Here is a 17,393-nt window from a genome sequence, read left to right as displayed (position 1 = left end):
CCACCCTTCAGGCGAGAGGCTTCGATGAACGCGAGAGTACGAGTGGCCGTGGTCGGCGCGGGCTGGGCCGGCGGGCTGCACCTGGAAGGCTTCCGGCGCGCCGGTGCCGAACTGGCCGGTGTCTTCAGCCGCACCCGCGGCCGTGCCGAGGACCTCGCCGCCCGGTTCGAGGTCCCGGTGGTCGCCGACAGCCTCGGCGAACTCCTGCGCCGGGCACGGCCCGACGTGGTGTCCATCGCCTCGCTGCCCCCGGCCCACCACGCGCAGGTCCTCGAAGCCGTCGAGGCGGGCTGCCACGTCCTGTGCGACAAGCCCGTCGCCCTGTCGGCGGCCGAGGCCGAGGAGATGCTCACCGCCGCCACCAAGAAGGGCGTCCAGCACGCCTCCGGCTTCATCTGGCGCGGCGACCCCGGGCTGTCCCGCATGCGGGACCTCATCCGCGAGGGGCGCGTCGGCCAGGTGCGCGAGGTGCACAGCACATGCGCCCTCGGCGGCCCTCTCATGGCGATGAACTGGATCTACGACGAGGCGGCGGGCGGCGGCGGCCTCATGCAGCACGGCACGCACGTCATCGACCGGCTGCGCTGGCTGCTCGACGCCGAGTTCGCCGAGCTGTGCGGACGGCTCTCCCACGACGTGCGCACCGCGCCGGTCGGCCCCGCCTTCCACAACACGCTCGACGCCTTCGCCTGGGCACGCGACAACCGGGGCAACGACCTCGCCGACGCGCCCAGGGCCGAGGTCACCGCCGACGTCGGCTACGACGTCCTCGCCGAGCTGACCACCGGCGTACGCGTCCGGCTGTGGGAGTCCACGCACCTGACCGGGCCCGCCGAGGAGGAGGTGACCGTCATCGGCGACGAGGGCGCCCTCACCTGGGGCGGCTCCGACGGGCTGACGTTCCGCGAGCCGGGCGGCCCCGCGCAGTCCCTCACCGTGGACGGCATGTCGGGCTCCGGCGCCACCACGCGCCACGAGGTCGGCCTGCGCCGCTGGGAACGGCTCACCACGGCGTTCCTCACCTCCGTCCGCACCGGCACCCCCCAGGACCACCCGACCCTTGAGGACGGCTGGCACGTGGCGCGCATCGTCGATGCCGTCAAGCGCAGCCACACGACGCGACGCTGGGAGGAAGTGTGAGCGAGCAGGACCCCACGGTCGCCAGCGACCACCTGCGGGTGATGTTCTTCCTGACGGTGGAACCGGAGGCGCAGCAGCGTTTCCTCGCCGCCTACGACCGGATCTGCGCCGACGTGGCCGGTGTCACCGGCCACCTGATGGACCAGGTGTGCCAGTCCACCACCGACCCGCGCCAGTGGGTCATCACCAGCGAGTGGCGCACCGCCGACGACTTCCTCGCCTGGGAGGCGGGCGAGGGCCACCGCGAACTGGCCAGGCCGCTCGTCGCCGAGACCACGAGCCGCAGCTCGCTGCGCTTCACCGTGCGGCGCGAGACCCGCAGGAAGGCCGGGGCACGGTGAGCGCCCGCGACCGGGTGCTCGTCGCGGGCGCGGGCATCGCCGGGCTCGCCACCGCCGCCGCGCTGCGCCACACCGGCTTCGACGTCACGCTCTACGAACGGGCCGCCGACGGCACGGGCGCCGCGGGCTCCGCCCTGGGGCTGCACCCGGCGGCCGTCCTCGCCCTGCGCTCCCTCGGCGCCGACGCCCCCGTGATCGAGGCCGCCGAGGAGGTCCACCGCTGGGAACTCCTCGCCTGGAGCGGCGAACGCATCGGCGGCTGGCCGCAGACCAAGGTGTCCGAGTCGTTCGGCGCGCCGAGCATCACCGTGCCCCGCGCCCCGCTCCACCGCGCCCTGCGCATGGCCCTGCCCTCGGGCGACATACGCCAGGGCGCCACCGTGGCCGGATACCGCGAGACGGCCGACGGCGTCGAGATCCTGCTCGCCGACGGCACCCGCGACCGCGGGCGGCTGCTCATCGGCGCCGACGGGCTGCACTCGGCCGTCCGCCGCCAGATGCACGGCGACACCCCGCCGCGCCCCGCCCGGTTCACCGCCTGGCGCGCCATCAGCGACCTCGCCCCCGACGACAAGGGCGTCCCGACCGCCCGCCAGGTCATCGGCGCCGGGGCGACGTTCGGCCACTGGCCGCTGCCCGGCGGGCGGACGTACTGGGTCGCGACGCTCGCCGACGAGGTGCAGGAGGCCGCCGGGCTCACCGTGCGCGGCGGGCCCCCCGCCCACACGCCGAAGGACCACGCCGTCCTCGCCGACGTCTTCCGCACCGCCCCGCCACGGGCCGCCCAGCTCATCGGCGCCACCGCCCCGGCACAGGTCATCCGCACCCCGATCCTCGACCGCCCGCCCCTGGCGGGCTGGTCCACCGCCCGCACCCTGCTCGTCGGCGACGCGGCCCACCCCATGGTGCCCACCACGGGCCAGGGCGGCGGGCAGGCCCTGCTCGACGCCGTCGCCGTCGCCGCCGTCCTGCGCGGCGCCGACCTGGGCGACCACCACGAACTGGCCGGACGCCTGCACACCTTCGAGGAGCAGCGCTTCCCGGTCGCCACCGCCGCCGCACAGGCCGCCTGGCACCTCGGACAGCTGCACCACGAGCGCGACCGCGCGCAGGTCGCCCGCCGCGACCGCCGGTTCCAGGACACCACAGAGGCCGAATGGCTCGCCCGCCTGGGCGTGGGCCAGGCCCCCGACGTCCCTTCCAGGAGCGCCCGATGAACCGATACGCACTCACCTTCACCGTGAGACCTGGCAGCGAGCCCGAGGTCTCCCGCATCCTGTCCAGCTACGGCCGTCCCGCCGCGGGACGCGCCCCCGGCGGCCCGCCGCTGCTGCGCCGCACCTCCGTGTTCCTCGCGGGGAACCGCGTCATCCGCGTGGTGGACGTGGACGGCAGGCTCCGCGACGTCGTCGCGCACCTCGCCGAGCAGCCGCAGATCAAGGCCGTCGAGGACGCGCTCGACCCCTACCTGGAACAGCCGCGCGACCTGACGCACGCGGACGGCGTCCGCGCCTTCCTGTACCGCGCCCTCCTCCCCGTCGCCCACGACCGGCACACGCCCCCCGGCCTGCTGCCCGTCGGCCCGTCGGCGCACCCTGGCAACCGCGTCGCCCTCCTCTATCCGGCCAGGCCGGGCAGCGGCGGCGACCTGGCCGAACTCCTCGCCGGGACACGCGTGCTCGCCCCCGCCTCCCCGACGACCCTGGCCCGCACCACCGTCTTCCGGCGCGGCGACGTCGTGCTCCGGCTGGCCGAGGTGCACGGCGACCCGGGCGAGGCCCTGGACCGGATCGCCGAGGCCGCCGTCCGCTCCGGCAGCGGCGACAAGCTGGCCACGCTCGTCGCGGCCGACGAGAACCTGCACGACACCGGCGGCTTCCGCGCCTTCCTGGAACGGATCTCCACCCGCCTGCTCACGGACCGCCGGATCGGAGCGCCCGCATGACGAGCACCGTGGCCGTCCTCGGCCTGGGCGTCATGGGCGGCGGCATCGCCAGGCGCCTCCTCGACCAGGGCCTGCCCCTGACCGTCTGGAACCGCTCCCCTGGCCGCGCCGCGGAACTGGCCGACCTCGGCGCGACCGTGGCCCCCACGCCCGCCGAGGCCGCGCGCGACGCCGACCTCGTCCTCGTCTCCCTCGCGGACGGCGCGGCCACGCAGGAGGTGCTGCTCGGCCAGGACGGCGTCCTCGCCGACGGCCCGGTCGCGGGCGTCCTCGCCTCGGCGAGCACCATCTCGCCCGACGTCCTGCGCGTCCTGCGGGAGCGCACGCCCGCCGTCCTCGACCTCGGGCTCCTCGGCAACGGCACCCACGCCAGGACCGGCGAACTGCGCGTCTACGTCGGCGGCACGGACAAGGACCTGGCCCGCGCCAGGGACGTCCTCGACCTCGTCGCCAAACAGGTCGTGCACGTCGGCGGGCCGGGCGACGGCATGCGGCTCAAGCTGCTGATGAACACGCTCATGGGCATCCAGGTGCAGGCCATGGCCGAGGCCGCCGCGCTCGGCGAGTCCGCCGGGCTCGACCGCCGCGCCGTCCTGGACGCCATCACCGACAGCGGGTTCGCCACCCCGGTCATGGGCTTCAAGGCCAGAAGGCTCGCCGCCGACCGCTACGACAGGCCGGACTTCCGGCTGCGCCTCATGGCCAAGGACCTGGCCCTGGCCACCGCGGAGGCCGAGCGCACGGGCCTGGAACTGCCCCTCGTCCGCACCGCCCTGGCCACGCACGACGAGGCCGTGCGCCGTGGCGACGGGGACCTCGACTGCGCCGCCGTCGCCCGGGCCGTCGTCGCGCCGCGCCGGGAAGGGGCGCCGACATGACCATCGACGTGCACGGTCACCTCAGCCCGCCGGAGTCGATGCGCCGCTTCCCCATGCCGCGCTCGCTCGGCGACGCCGGGGCGATGATCGAGACGAAGCTCGCCGCCGGGGTCGATCTCACGATCATCGGCAGCCCGGTCGGCGCCGGAGCCATGGTGCCGCTCCCCGGCGTGGACAACTACGCGCAGACCGAGGAGGAACTGGCCCGCTTCCACGACTGGCTCGGCGGCCTGGTCGCCGAACACCCGCGTCACCTGCGGGCCTACGTCTACGTGAACCCGTTCGGCGGCGAGGCCCACCTCGCGGCCGCCGGGGAGCGGCTGCGGCAGGACGAGTTCGTCGGCCTCATCGCCAACACCAGCGTCGCGGGCCGCTACCTCGACCATCCCGACGCCGCCGACTTCTTCGCCCTCGCGGCGGAGACCGAGGCGCCCGTCCTGCTGCACGCCCCGGCCGCGCCCGCCGCCGGTACCGGGCTCGCGGACCTCATGGCCGTGGAACAGCTCGGCCGGTTCGCCGACGTCACGATCGGCCTGGCCTGCTGCGTCCTCGGCGGCTGGCTGGAGCGCCACCCAGGGCTGCGGCTCATCGGCCAAGGCGCGGGCGGCGCCCTGCCGTTGCTCGTGGAGAAGCTCGACCGTGCCTGGTCGCCCGAGCACTGGCAGCGCCCCGGGCCGGGACCCGGACGCGGCCCCGCCAGGCCCGCGCTGCCCCGGCCGCCCAGCGGCTACCTGCACCGCATCTGGGTGGACACCGCCACCCCGAGCCCCGCCGCCGTGGAGCTGGCCGTACGGGTCTTCGGCCAGGACAAGGTCCTCTACGGCAGCGACTCGCCGCCCCTGCCCGGCACCTCGGTCGCCGAGGGGCTCGCCCTCGTCGATGGCCTCGGCCTCCCCGAGGCCGGGCGCCAGGCCGTCCGCGAGGGCAACGCCCGCGCCCTGTTCAGGTCGGGACTGCCGAGCACGGTCCCGGCAGGCGCCTGACCGCCCCACCCCACTCCTACAGCCCGCTTGGAGCACCTGTGACCACCAGCAAGCCCGCCATCCGGATCGTCGGCATCGACGACGTGCCCGCCAACCGCAAGCGCGGCGGCGACATGCGTACCCTCCTCAGCCCCGGCACGGTCGGTTCCACCTCGGGCTTCATGGGCGTGGCGATCCTCCGGCCAGGAGAGCGCGTCGTGGAGCACTACCACCCGTACTCCGAGGAGTTCCTGTACCTGACCGCGGGCGCGGTCACCGTCGATCTCGACGGCGTCCCCCACGAGGCCCGCGCCGGGCAGGGGCTGCTCGTGCCCATCGGCGTGCGCCACCGGGTCCGCAACACGGGCGAGGAGGAGGCGCGCATCGTCTTCCACCTCGGGCCGCTCGCGCCCCGGCCCGAGCTGGGGCACGTGGACACCGAGGTACTGCCGTGACCCGAGAAGCGGTCGTCACCGGCGTGGGCGTCGTCGCCCCCGGCGGCGTCGGCGCCAAGGCGTTCTGGGAACTGCTCTCCTCGGGCCGCACCGCGACCCGCGCCATCACGCTGTTCGACCCCGAGGGATTCCGCTCCCGGATCGCCGCCGAGTGCGACTTCGACGCCGCGGGCGTCCTGACGCCCGACGAGATCGCCCGGATGGACCGCTACGTCCAGTTCGGCATGGCCGCGACACGGGAGGCGGTCGCCGAGGCGGGCCTGGAGACCGACGAGGAGTCGTCCTGGCGCACCGCCGTCTCCATGGGCAGCGCCGTGGGCGGCACCACGCAGCTTGAGGCCGAGTACGTCACCGCGAGCGAGCGCGGCGCGTCCTGGACCATCGACCACCGCAAGGTCACCGCCGACCTGTTCCGCGTCTTCTCGCCCGCCCCGCTCGCCGGGGAGGTCGCCGGGGCGGTCGGCGCCCGCGGCCCCGTGCACACCGTGTCCACGGGCTGCACGTCCGGGCTCGACGCGATCGGCTACGGGCTGCGGCTCATCGAGGAGGGCAAGGCCGACGTCGTGGTCGCGGGCGCCGCCGAGTCGCCCGTCTCCCCGATCACGGTGGCCTGCTTCGACGCGATCCGCGCCACGTCCACCCGCAACGACGACCCCGCGCACGCCTCCCGGCCCTTCGACCGGACGCGTGACGGGTTCGTCCTCGGCGAGGGCGCGGCCGTCCTCGTGCTGGAGGAGGCCGGGCACGCCAGGCGGCGCGGCGCCCGCGCCCGCTGCCGGGTCAGCGGCTTCGCCACCCGCGGCAACGCGTACCACATGACCGGCCTGACCAGGGAAGGTCTTGAGATGGCCGAGGCCATCGAACGGGCCCTGCGGCACGCCCGCGTGGACCCGTCCGGCATCGACTACGTCAACGCCCACGGCTCCGGCACCCAGCAGAACGACCGCCACGAGACGGCGGCCGTCAAACGGGCCCTCGGCGCGCACGCGCACGACACCCTCGTCAGCTCCATCAAGTCCATGGTCGGCCACTCGCTCGGCGCCATCGGCGCCATCGAACTCGCCGCCTGCGTCCTCGCGATGGACCACGACACGGTGCCGCCGACCGCCAACCTCGACGTGCCCGACCCGGACTGCGACCTCGACTACGTGCCGCACGAGGCGCGCGAGGCGCCGCTGCGGAACGTGCTGTCCGTCGGCAGCGGCTTCGGCGGCTTCCAGTCCGCCGTCGTCCTCACCCCGGGGGAGCGCGCCCGATGACCCGGCGGACCGTCGTCACAGGCATGGGCGTCATCGCCCCCTCCGGCGTGGGGGTGGACGCGTTCTGGCGCTCCGCGCTGGCGGGCCACGGCGCGCTCGGCCGCCTCTCCCGCTACCCCGCCGACGGCTACCCCCTGACGGTCGCGGGCGAGGTCCGCGGCTACGACCCGGCCTCGGCGATCGACACGCGCGTCACCGTACAGACCGACCGCTTCACCCAGTTCGCACTGGCCGCCGCCGATCTCGCCCTGGAACAGGCCCGGTTGAGCCCCGACACCCTGCCGCCCTACTCCTTCGGCGCGGTCACCGCGAGCGCCGCCGGGGGAGTGGAGTTCGGCCAGCGCGAGATCGAACGGCTGTGGAGCAGGGGCCCCGGGCACGTCGGCCCCTACCAGTCCATCGCCTGGTTCTACGCCGCGAGCACGGGGCAGCTGTCGATCCGCCACGGTCTCAAGGGCCCCTGTGGGGTGCTCGTCGCCGACGAGTCGGGCGGCCTCGACGCCCTCGCCCACGCCGCCCGCGACATCCGCTACGGCACCACCGCCATGCTCGCGGGCGGCGCCGAGGCCCCGTTCGCCCCGTTCTCCATGGCCTGCCAGTACGGCCACGGCCTGCTCAGCGAGGCGGACGACCCCGACCACGCCTACCTGCCGTTCAGCGACCTGGCCCGCGGCTTCACGCCCGCCGAGGGCGGCGCCGTGCTCGTCCTGGAGGAAGAGGAGGCCGCCCGCGCACGGGGCGCCGTGCCGCAGGCGCGCATCGCCGGGCACGGCACCACCTGGACCGGCGGCGAGCCCCACGTCCACAGCGCGGAAGGGCTCGCCAAGGCCGTCCTCGGGGCGCTGGACGAGGCGGGCTGCGCGCCGTCCGACGTCGGCGTGGTCTTCGCCGACGGCCTGGCCCACCCCGCCGCCGACCGCGCCGAGGCCGACGCGCTGCGGCAGGTCTTCGGCCCCGCCCTCGACTCGCTCCCGGTGACCGTCCCGAAGGCCGGGTTCGGCCGCGCCTACGCGGGCGCCGCCGCCCTCGACGTCACGCTCGCCGCGCTCACCCTGCGCCACGGACTCGTCCCGCCCACCCCCTACGCCACCGGTACCGCCTACGACCTCGACCTCGTCACCGGAGCCCCCCGCCCCACCGACACGGCCACCGCGCTCGTGCTCGCGCGCGGCCTCGCGGGCGGCAACTCGGCCCTGGTCCTGCGCGCCCCCGGGCACTGACCCGGCCCCGGCCGTATCCCGCATCCCGCACGCCGTACCCAGCACGCCGCACGCCGCACGCCGCACCCACTCAGGAGGAGACAGCATGTCCGCATCCACGGCCCTCAGCCACGAGGCGCTCGCCGAGGTGATCACGCGGTGCGCCGGGGCGCACACCGACGCCGCCGCGCTCCGCGACACCCGGCCGACGTTCGACGACCTCGACGTCGATTCCCTGGGCCTGCTCGGCATCGTCGCCGAGCTGGAGAAGACCCTCGGCATCCAGCTCGGCCCCGACGCCGAGCGCTGCACGTCCCCCGGCGACCTGCTCGCCCTCGCCAACGCGCAGCTGCGGGCGGCGGCCTGACGATGAGCGCACACACCAGCAACTCCGTCGTCATCGCCGCCCCCCTCGACCTCGTCTGGGACGTCACCAACGACGTCGCCCACTGGCCCGACCTGTTCAGCGAGTACGCCGCCGCCGACATCCTCGAACAGGAGGGCGACCGGGTCCTCTTCCGGCTCACCATGCACCCGGACGAGGACGGCAAGGTGTGGAGCTGGGTCTCCGAACGCGTCACCGACCGCGCCACCCGCACGGTCAGGGCACGCCGCGTCGAGACCGGCCCCTTCGCCCACATGCACATCGAGTGGACCTACGCCGAGGTCCCCGGCGGCGTCCTCATGGAGTGGAAACAGGACTTCACCATGAAGCCCGAGGCCCCCGTGGACGACGCCTGGATGACCGACAACATCAACCGCAACACCGTGGTGCAGATGGACCTGATCCGCCGGCGCGTCGAGGCACGCGCGGCGGAACGCCTCGCCCGACCGAAGGAGACGCGGCCATGACCAGCGGAATCGCCACCCCCCGGGCCGCGGGGACGACGGACGCGACCCTCCTGGAGTCGGCGCGCAGGATCGCCGCGACCCTCCCGGACCGCTCCCTCGCCATCGAGACCGCGGGCACGCTCCCCGCCGACCTGGTGGACGAGTTCGCCAGGAACGACCTGTTCCGCCTCGCCATGCCCGTCGCCCTCGGCGGCACGGGCGCCGCGCCGGAGACGATCGTGCGCATCGTCGAGGAGGTGTCACGCGGCGACGGCGCGACCGGCTGGTCCCTGCTGATCGGCAACATCGGCAACGCCTTCCTCGCCTGGCTCGACCCCGAGGTCGCCAGGGGCCTGCTCGCCGACACGCCCGGCATGGTCGTCGCGGGCGGCCAGGCCCCCCTCGGGCAGGCCGTGCCGAAGCCCGACGGCAGCGGCTACACCCTCACCGGCCGGTGGCCGTTCGGCAGCGGCAGCCTCCACGCGCCGTGGTTCATGGGCGGCTTCATCGTCATGGAGAACGGCAGGCCGCGCACGAACGAGTGGGGCGCCCCCGTCATGGGCGTCGCCCACTTCCCGGCGGCGCAGGCCACGGTGGACGACACCTGGCACGTCGCCGGGCTCCAGGGCACCGGCAGCCACGACATCGTCGTGGACGGCATCGACCTGCCCCTCGCCCACACCTCCGTGCCCTACTTCGCCCGCGCCCCCTACGGCGACCCGCTGTACCGCCTCACCGCCTACAACCTGCTCCTCACGGTCATGTCCGGCTTCCCGCTCGGCGTCGCCCGCCGCGCCCTCGACGAGGCCAGGCGGCAGCTCGCCGACCGCACGCTGACCGGCAGCGGCACGCCGTACCTGGAGGACCCGGCCGTGCAGGTGGCGTTCCTGAAGCACGAGACGGCGCTGGACGCCGCCCGCCGCCACCTCCTCGGCACGCTCGGCGAACTGCTCGGCACGCTCGCCCACGAGGAGAGCGACTACGCGGAACGGGCCCGGCTGGCCGCCGCCATCATCCACGTCTACGACGTCGGCCGCGAACTGGTGCAGGGCCTGTTCCGGCTCGCGGGCACGGCCGCCGCCCTCGACACCAACCCGCTCCAGCGCTGCATGCGCGACCTGGTCGCGGGCTCCCAGCACGTCGCGTTCTCCTTCGACTCCCGCAAGCGCATCGCCAACGCACGGCTCGGCCTCCAGACCGCGCCCGCGTTCTTCGGCGTGTGAGAGGCCGTCGCCCGACCCGCCAACCGAGACCCAAGTGAGGCAGAGACCATGTCCGTCACCGCACTGGAGAAATCACCGATCGAGGAGGCCGTCCGCCTGGCGGCGACCCTGCCGGGCCGGGCGCTCGAAGTGGAGTCCGGGCGCACCCTCCCGGCCGACCTGGTGGACGAACTGCGCGCCGCCGGGCTGTTCAGCCTGATGACGCCCGCCTCCCTCGGCGGTCGTGAGGCCGACCCGCTCACGATCGTCCGCGTCGTGGAGGAGCTGACCCGCGGCGACGCCGCCACGGGCTGGACGGTCATGATCGGCCAGGGCGCCGGCTACCTGGCCTGGCTGGAGCCCGACGTCGCGCGGGAGATCACCGAGGCCACCCCCAGGCCGCTGATCACCGGCTCGATGGCGCCGCTCGGCACGGCCGTGGACGCGGGCGAGGAGCGGATACGGCTCATCGGCCGCTGGCCTTACACCAGCGGCTGCGGGCTCTCCGACCACCTGGTCGCCGGATACCGCCCGGCCGCCGGGCCGCCCCGCTTCGCCCTGCTGCCGGGCGCCGCCGTCACCGTCCACGACACGTGGCACGTGGCCGGGCTGCGCGGCACCGGCAGCCACGACATCGAGGTCACCGACCTGCTGCTGCCGTCCCGCCTCACCTTCGACCCGTACGGACCGGCCCGCGAGGACGGCCCCCTGTACCGGCTGCCGTACATGAGCTACCTGCTCGTCGCCATGGCCGGGTTCCCCCTCGGCGCGGCCCGCCGCATCGTGGACGAGTACCGGCAGATCGTCCTCGGCAAGCGCAACACCGAACGGACGCTCCTGTCGGAGACCCCCATCGTGCAGGCGGAGATCGCCCGCTGCGAGGCGACCGTCGGCGCCGCCAGGGCGTTCGTCCACGAGGCGGTGGCCCAGGTGTGGGCGCAGACGCAGGACGGCGTCGCCTCGCCGCAGGCCCGCGCCCTCCTCACCGGCGCCGTCCAGCACGCCATGCGGGCCACGCTCGACGTCGCCGACTCGGCGATGCGGGCCTGCGGCGCCAGCCAGCTCTACGACCGCGCCCCGCTCCAGCGCTACTTCCGCGACGTCCAGACCGCCGCGCAGCACATCGCGTTCGGCCTGGAGGCGCAGCGCCGCGTCGGCTCCGTGCTGCTCGGCCGGGACGTGCCCGACTTCCTCATCTGACCGCGCCAGCAACGCCGTTCGCACCCAACGAGGAGAGACAGATGTACCGAAGCCTGATCGTCGCCCGCATGCTGCCCGACGCCGCCCCGGACATCGCGGACATCTTCGGGCGCTCCGACCACGGGTCCGACCTCCCGCAGACCATCGGCGTCCGCGCCCGCAGCCTCTTCCAGTTCGGCGAGGTCTACCTCCACCTCGTGGAGGGCGACGCGCCGGTGGAGGCGTCCGTCACCCGCTCCCGCAAGCACCCGGAGTTCCGCCGCATCAGCGAGGAGTTGGGCCCCTTCGTCTCCGCGTACGACCCGGCGACGTGGCGCGAGCCCAAGGACGCCATGGCCCAGGAGTTCTACCGCTGGGAACGCGATGCCTGACCGCCCCTCGGCGTGGGACCCGTTCGCGTACGGCTACCGGCCGCCGCCCGGCGCGTCCGCCGGGCACCGGATCTGGGCCGCCGCCGTCCTCGGCCTCATCCACCTCGGCTGGTGGTTCGGCACGACCCTCCACGAAGTCCCCGACCCGGAACGACCGTCACAGGAAGGCGCATCATGAGCGGTGCCACACGGCAGGCCGACCCGCCTGGCCCCCCGGCGCACGACGACCCCCCGGACGCCGTCGCCCTCAACCACCTCGTCGTCACCACGGCGCCCTGGGCGTTCCAGAGCCTCTACGTCGCCGCGAAGCTCGGCCTCGCCGACGCCCTGCGGGACGGGCCCAGGTCCAGCGACGACCTCGCCGAGGAGACCGGCGTCCACCCCGGCGCGCTCTACCGCTTCTGCCGGGCGCTTGAGGCGCTCGGCGTCCTGCGGGAGCACCCCGGCCGCATCTTCGGCACCACCGCGACCGGCGCCGCGCTGCGCTCCGACGCGCCCCGCGGGCTGCGCCACTTCATCATCGTCAACGGCGAGGAGAGCTTCCGCGCCTGGGCCGACGTCCTGCACACCGTCCGCACCGGCGAGGCCGCGTTCGAACACGTCTACGGCCTCTCGCACTTCGCCTACCTCGCCAGGGAGTCGGGGGCGAGCACCAGCTTCAACGCCATGGCCAGGACGGGCGCCCCGACCGAGGCCGTGGACCGCTGCGACTTCAGCGGCGACCGGACCGTCATCGACGTCGGCGGCGGCGCCGGAGGGCTCCTCGCCCACCTCCTCGCCCGCCACCCCCGGCTGAACGGCGTCCTCCTCGACACCCCCGCGGGCGTCTCCCAGGCCCCCGAGGTGTTCGCCGCCCACGGCGTGCTCGACCGCGTCGAGATCCAGGGCGGCAGCTTCTTCGACGCCGTCCCCACCGGCGGCGACAGCTACCTCCTGTCCCGCGTCATCCACGACTGGAACGACGAGGACGCCCTGCGCATCCTGCGCGCCGTCCGCCAGGCCATGCCGCCCGGCGCCCGGCTGATCCTCATCGACAAGGTCATCCCCGCCGTCACCGGATTCCACCCCGGCAAGTTCTCCGACCTCCAGATGCTCGTCGTCCTCGGCGGCCAGGAACGCACGCTCGACGAACTGACCGCCCTGCTCGACCGCGCCGGATTCCGCATCACCGACACGGCCATGCCCGCCGTCGGCCCCGACGCCCCGTGGGCCGAGGCCCTGATCCAGGCGACGCCCGTCGCCCACGACGAGAGGAACGCACGATGACCAGCGCACGTCCTCAGCGGAGCACGAGGCCGCGCCTCTTCACCTCCGAGTCCGTGACCGAGGGCCACCCCGACAAGATCGCCGACCAGATCAGCGACACGATCCTCGACGCCCTGCTGCGCGACGACCCGGCGTCCCGCGTCGCCGTCGAGACGATGATCACCACGGGGCTCGTGCACGTGGCGGGAGAGGTCACCACGAAGGCGTACGCGCCGATCCCGCAACTGGTCCGCGACAAGATCCTGGAGATCGGCTACGACTCGTCCGTCAAGGGCTTCGACGGCGCCTCCTGCGGCGTGTCGGTGTCCATCGGCGCGCAGTCCCCCGACATCGCGCAGGGCGTGGACACCGCCCACGAGGTCCGCACCGGCACCGCCGACGCACTCGACCGGCAGGGCGCGGGCGACCAGGGCCTCATGTTCGGCTACGCCTGCGACGAGACGCCCGAGCTGATGCCGCTGCCCATCCACCTCGCGCACCGCCTCTCCCGCCGCCTCGCCGACGTGCGCCGCGACGGCACCGTGCCCTACCTGCGGCCCGACGGCAAGACGCAGGTCACCATCGAGTACGACGGCGACAAGCCCGTCCGCCTCGACACCGTCGTCGTCTCCACCCAGCACGCCGCGGGCATCGACCTCGACACCCTCCTGACGGCCGACATCCGCGCACTCGTCGTCGAACACGAGCTGACGGCCCTCACGGAGGGCGGCATCAAGCTCGACACCACCGGCTACCGGCTGCTCGTCAACCCGACGGGCCGCTTCGAGATCGGCGGCCCGATGGGCGACGCCGGGCTCACCGGCCGCAAGATCATCATGGACACCTACGGCGGCTACGCCCGGCACGGCGGCGGCGCCTTCTCCGGCAAGGACCCCTCGAAGGTGGACAGGTCCGCCGCCTACGCGATGCGCTGGGTCGCGAAGAACGTCGTCGCCGCCGGGCTCGCCTCCCGCTGCGAGGTGCAGGTCGCCTACGCCATCGGCAAGGCCGCGCCGGTCGGCCTGTTCGTGGAGACCTTCGGCACCCACACGGTCGGCACCGACCGCATCGGGAAAGCCATCGACGAGGTGTTCGACCTCCGTCCGGCCGCCCTCGTCCGCGACCTCGACCTGCTGCGCCCGATCTACGCCCGCACCGCCGCGTACGGCCACTTCGGGCGCGAACTGCCCGAGTTCACCTGGGAGAAGACCGACCGCGTGGCAGCCCTGCGCGCCGCCGCGGGGGTCTGAGATGCGCATCGCCGTCACCGGCTCCATCGCCACCGACCACCTGACGGCCTTCCCCGGCCGGTTCAGCGAACAACTCGTCCCCGGCAGCCTGGACACCGTCTCGCTGTCCTTCCTCGTGGACGACCTGGAGATACGCCGGGGAGGAGTCGCCGCCAACATCACCTTCGGCCTCGGCCTCCTCGGCTACACCCCCGTCCTGGTGGGCGCCGCGGGCCCCGACTTCGCCGACTACGGCGCCTGGCTGCGCGGCCACGGCGTGGACACCGACTCGGTGCGGGTCAGCCGGACCCGTCACACCGCCCGGTTCATGTGCACCACCGACACCGACCAGAACCAGATCGCCGTCTTCTACGCCGGGGCGATGAGCGAGGCCCGGGACATCGCGCTCTCCGACGTCGCCGCCCGCACCGGCGGGCTCGACCTGGTGCTGGTCGCCCCCGACGACCCCGCCGCCATGCTCCGGCACACGGCCGAGAGCCGCGAGCTGGGCATCCCGCGCGCCGCCGACCCGTCGCAGCAACTGGCCCGCCTCGACGCGGAGGAGGTACGCCGCCTCGTCGGCGGCGCCAGGCTGCTGTTCACCAATGCGTACGAGGCCGCCCTCCTCATGGAACGCACGGGCTGGAGCGAACGCCAGGTCCTCGACCGCGTCGGCACCTGGATCGTCACCCGTGGCGAGGCGGGCGCGACCGTCCGGGCCGCGGGCGCCCCGACCCTCACCGTCCCCGCCGTACCGGCCCGGCACGTCATCGACCCGACGGGCGGCGGTGACGCGTTCCGCGCCGGATACCTCGCCGGCCTCGGCCGCGGCCTGGCCCCGGAACGCGCGGCGCAGGTCGGCAGCGCCCTGGCGACGACCGTCCTGGAGACGGTCGGCACCCAGGAGTACAAGCTCGACCCCGCCGAGTTCGCCGCCCGGACCGCCGACGCGTACGGGCCCGAGGCGGCCGACGAGATCATGGCGCGGGTGGTGGGCGGCCGATGACCGCGGGACGTCCCGCCGCCCTGCGCGCGGCACTCGCCTCGCGGGTCGTGGTGGCGGACGGGGCGATGGGCACCATGCTCCAGGAACAGGACCCGAGTCTGGAGGACTTCGCCGACCTCGAAGGCTGCAACGAGATCCTGAACGTGACGCGCCCCGACATCGTGCGTACCGTCCACGACGCGTATTTCGCGGTGGGTGTGGACTGTGTCGAGACCAACACGTTCGGCGCCAACCTCTCGGCTCTCGGCGAGTACGACATCCCCGGCCGCATCCACGAGCTGTCGGAGGCGGGGGCGCGGATCGCCCGCGAGGCGGCCGACGCGTACGCGGCGGGGGACGGGCGGCTGCGCTGGGTGCTGGGGTCGATGGGGCCCGGCACGAAGCTGCCCACCCTCGGCCACGTCACCTATGCCGCGATCCGCGACGGCTTCCAGGCCAACGCGGAGGGGCTGCTCACCGGCGGCGCGGACGCCCTGCTCATCGAGACCACGCAGGACCTGTTGCAGACGAAGGCCGCCGTCCTCGGCGCCCGCCGCGCCATGGAGGCGACGGGCGCCGACGTCCCGGTGCTGTGCTCCCTGGCCTTCGAGACCACGGGGACGATGCTGCTGGGTTCGGAGATCGGTGCGGCGCTGACGGCGCTTGAGCCGCTCGGCATCGACATGATCGGCCTCAACTGCTCGACGGGGCCCGCGGAGATGACGGAACACCTGCGTCATCTCGCCCGCCACGCGCGCGTTCCGCTGCTGTGCATGCCCAACGCGGGCCTGCCGATCCTGACCAAGGACGGCGCGCACTTCCCCCTCGGACCCGAGGGCCTGGCCGACTCCCAGGAGGACTTCGTCCGTGACTACGGGCTGAGCCTCGTGGGGGGTTGCTGCGGCACGACGCCGGAGCATCTGCGGCAGGTGGTGGAGCGGGTGCGGGGTGTGGTGCCGGGGGAGCGGACGCCGCAGCCGGAGCCTGGGGCGGCGTCGTTGTACCAGTCGGTTCCGTTCCGGCAGGACACGTCGTATCTCGCGATCGGTGAGCGGACGAACGCGAACGGGTCGAAGAAGTTCCGTGAGGCGATGCTGGAAGGCCGCTGGGACGACTGCGTGGAGATGGCGCGTGACCAGATCCGCGAGGGCGCGCACCTGCTCGACCTGTGTGTGGACTACGTCGGCCGCGACGGCGTGGCCGACATGGAGGAGCTGGCGGGGCGTCTGGCCACCTCGTCCACGTTGCCGATCGTGCTGGATTCGACCGAGGTGGGGGTTCTGCGGGCGGGGTTGGAGAAGTTGGGTGGGCGGGCGGTCGTCAACTCCGTGAACTACGAGGACGGGGACGGTCCTGAGTCGCGGTTCGCGCAGGTGACGGCGTTGGCGCGGGAGCACGGCGCCGCGCTGATCGCGCTCACGATCGATGAGGAGGGTCAGGCGCGGACGGTGGAGCAGAAGGTGGCGATCGCGGAGCGGTTGATCGCGGATCTGACGGGGAACTGGGGCATCCGCGAGAGCGACATCCTCATCGACTGCCTCACGTTCACCATCTGCACCGGGCAGGAGGAGTCGCGCAAGGACGGTGTCGCCACGATCGGGGCGATCCGTGAGCTGAAGCGTCGGCATCCGGACGTGCAGACGACGTTGGGTCTGTCGAACATCTCCTTCGGTCTGAATCCGGCGGCGCGTCTGGTGTTGAACTCGGTGTTCCTGGACGAGTGTGTGCGGGCCGGGCTCGACTCCGCGATCGTCCACGCCGCGAAGATCCTCCCCATCGCCCGCTTCAGTGACGAGGAGGTGACCACCGCTCTCGACCTCATCTACGACCGCCGCCAGGAGGGCTATGACCCTCTTCAGAAGCTCATGGCCCTGTTCGAGGGGGCGACGGCTGCGTCGTTGAAGGCGGGTAAGGCGGATGAGTTGGCTGCTCTGCCGTTGGAGGAGCGGTTGCGGCGGCGGATCATCGACGGGGAGCGGAACGGTCTTGAGGCGGACTTGGACGCCGCGCTTGCCGTGCGGCCTGCGTTGGAGATCGTGAACGACACGCTGTTGGCGGGGATGAAGGTGGTCGGGGAGCTGTTCGGGTCGGGGCAGATGCAGTTGCCGTTCGTGCTCCAGTCCGCGGAGGTGATGAAGACGGCGGTGGCGC

Annotated in this window: 19 protein-coding genes; all 19 read left to right on the top strand. The window is 73.8% G+C overall.

What is annotated here, in order from left to right; translation table 11 throughout:
* Positions 1-24 precede the first annotated feature (24 nt).
* Positions 25-1,140, top strand: a complete 1,116-nt coding sequence (locus IF27_RS27385) for a Gfo/Idh/MocA family protein (protein ID WP_110946297.1) — start codon at positions 25-27, stop codon at positions 1,138-1,140.
* A complete protein-coding gene (locus IF27_RS27380) occupies positions 1,137-1,481 on the top strand; it encodes an antibiotic biosynthesis monooxygenase family protein (protein WP_223291236.1) in 345 nt (114 codons plus the stop codon). The genes IF27_RS27385 and IF27_RS27380 overlap by 4 nt, the downstream gene beginning before the upstream one ends.
* Entirely contained in the window at positions 1,478-2,698 is a 1,221-nt protein-coding gene (locus IF27_RS27375; protein WP_052852536.1) for an FAD-dependent monooxygenase, read from the top strand. The genes IF27_RS27380 and IF27_RS27375 overlap by 4 nt, the downstream gene beginning before the upstream one ends.
* The gene (locus IF27_RS27370; protein WP_052852535.1) at positions 2,695-3,426 is read left to right on the top strand and encodes a SchA/CurD-like domain-containing protein; all 732 of its coding nucleotides are present in this window, start codon (positions 2,695-2,697) and stop codon (positions 3,424-3,426) included. The genes IF27_RS27375 and IF27_RS27370 overlap by 4 nt, the downstream gene beginning before the upstream one ends.
* Positions 3,423-4,304 carry an NAD(P)-dependent oxidoreductase gene (locus IF27_RS27365; RefSeq protein ID WP_052852534.1) on the top strand — a complete coding sequence of 294 codons (882 nt, stop codon included), beginning with the start codon at positions 3,423-3,425 and terminating at the stop codon, positions 4,302-4,304. Before IF27_RS27370 ends, IF27_RS27365 begins: the two co-directional genes overlap by 4 nt.
* Positions 4,301-5,287 carry an amidohydrolase family protein gene (locus IF27_RS27360; protein WP_052852533.1) on the top strand — a complete coding sequence of 329 codons (987 nt, stop codon included), beginning with the start codon at positions 4,301-4,303 and terminating at the stop codon, positions 5,285-5,287. Before IF27_RS27365 ends, IF27_RS27360 begins: the two co-directional genes overlap by 4 nt.
* A gap of 38 nt (positions 5,288-5,325) precedes the next feature.
* On the top strand, positions 5,326-5,721 hold the full coding sequence (locus IF27_RS27355; protein ID WP_052852532.1) for a cupin domain-containing protein: 396 nt from the start codon (positions 5,326-5,328) through the stop codon (positions 5,719-5,721).
* Positions 5,718-6,980, top strand: coding sequence for a beta-ketoacyl-[acyl-carrier-protein] synthase family protein (locus IF27_RS27350; RefSeq protein ID WP_052852531.1), 1,263 nt, complete (start codon positions 5,718-5,720; stop codon positions 6,978-6,980). The genes IF27_RS27355 and IF27_RS27350 overlap by 4 nt, the downstream gene beginning before the upstream one ends.
* Positions 6,977-8,200 carry a beta-ketoacyl synthase N-terminal-like domain-containing protein gene (locus tag IF27_RS27345; RefSeq protein ID WP_052852530.1) on the top strand — a complete coding sequence of 408 codons (1,224 nt, stop codon included), beginning with the start codon at positions 6,977-6,979 and terminating at the stop codon, positions 8,198-8,200. The genes IF27_RS27350 and IF27_RS27345 overlap by 4 nt, the downstream gene beginning before the upstream one ends.
* 85 nt (positions 8,201-8,285) lie before the next feature.
* Positions 8,286-8,546 (top strand): acyl carrier protein, encoded by a 261-nt coding sequence (locus tag IF27_RS27340; RefSeq protein WP_052852529.1) that lies wholly within the window; start codon positions 8,286-8,288, stop codon positions 8,544-8,546.
* A gap of 2 nt (positions 8,547-8,548) precedes the next feature.
* Positions 8,549-9,031 (top strand): SRPBCC family protein, encoded by a 483-nt coding sequence (locus IF27_RS27335; protein WP_052852528.1) that lies wholly within the window; start codon positions 8,549-8,551, stop codon positions 9,029-9,031.
* Positions 9,028-10,233: an acyl-CoA dehydrogenase family protein gene (locus IF27_RS27330; RefSeq protein ID WP_052852527.1), complete on the top strand. Its 1,206-nt coding sequence runs from the start codon at positions 9,028-9,030 to the stop codon at positions 10,231-10,233. Before IF27_RS27335 ends, IF27_RS27330 begins: the two co-directional genes overlap by 4 nt.
* A gap of 48 nt (positions 10,234-10,281) precedes the next feature.
* Positions 10,282-11,412 carry an acyl-CoA dehydrogenase family protein gene (locus IF27_RS27325; protein ID WP_052852526.1) on the top strand — a complete coding sequence of 377 codons (1,131 nt, stop codon included), beginning with the start codon at positions 10,282-10,284 and terminating at the stop codon, positions 11,410-11,412.
* A 41-nt stretch (positions 11,413-11,453) separates the two neighbouring features.
* Positions 11,454-11,783, top strand: coding sequence for a TcmI family type II polyketide cyclase (locus tag IF27_RS27320; protein WP_052852525.1), 330 nt, complete (start codon positions 11,454-11,456; stop codon positions 11,781-11,783).
* Complete coding sequence (locus IF27_RS27315) at positions 11,776-11,961, top strand: hypothetical protein (protein ID WP_052852524.1); 186 nt, start codon at positions 11,776-11,778, stop codon at positions 11,959-11,961. The genes IF27_RS27320 and IF27_RS27315 overlap by 8 nt, the downstream gene beginning before the upstream one ends.
* Entirely contained in the window at positions 11,958-13,049 is a 1,092-nt protein-coding gene (locus IF27_RS27310) for a methyltransferase (RefSeq protein WP_052852523.1), read from the top strand. The genes IF27_RS27315 and IF27_RS27310 overlap by 4 nt, the downstream gene beginning before the upstream one ends.
* A complete protein-coding gene (metK, locus tag IF27_RS27305) occupies positions 13,046-14,278 on the top strand; it encodes a methionine adenosyltransferase (protein ID WP_052852522.1) in 1,233 nt (410 codons plus the stop codon). The genes IF27_RS27310 and metK overlap by 4 nt, the downstream gene beginning before the upstream one ends.
* A 1-nt stretch (position 14,279) precedes the next feature.
* Positions 14,280-15,263, top strand: coding sequence for a carbohydrate kinase family protein (locus IF27_RS27300; RefSeq protein ID WP_052852521.1), 984 nt, complete (start codon positions 14,280-14,282; stop codon positions 15,261-15,263).
* On the top strand, positions 15,260-17,393 hold a 2,134-nt coding region (locus tag IF27_RS27295; protein ID WP_190233119.1), incomplete at its 3' end, for a homocysteine S-methyltransferase family protein. The genes IF27_RS27300 and IF27_RS27295, both read left to right, overlap by 4 nt.

The sequence above is a fragment of the Streptomyces avicenniae genome (assembly GCF_000719135.1).
In the GTDB taxonomy this organism is placed as follows: domain Bacteria; phylum Actinomycetota; class Actinomycetes; order Streptomycetales; family Streptomycetaceae; genus Streptomyces; species Streptomyces avicenniae.
Note: the sequence above shows the minus strand (reverse complement) of the source record. Positions and strands in the feature narration are given on the sequence as shown.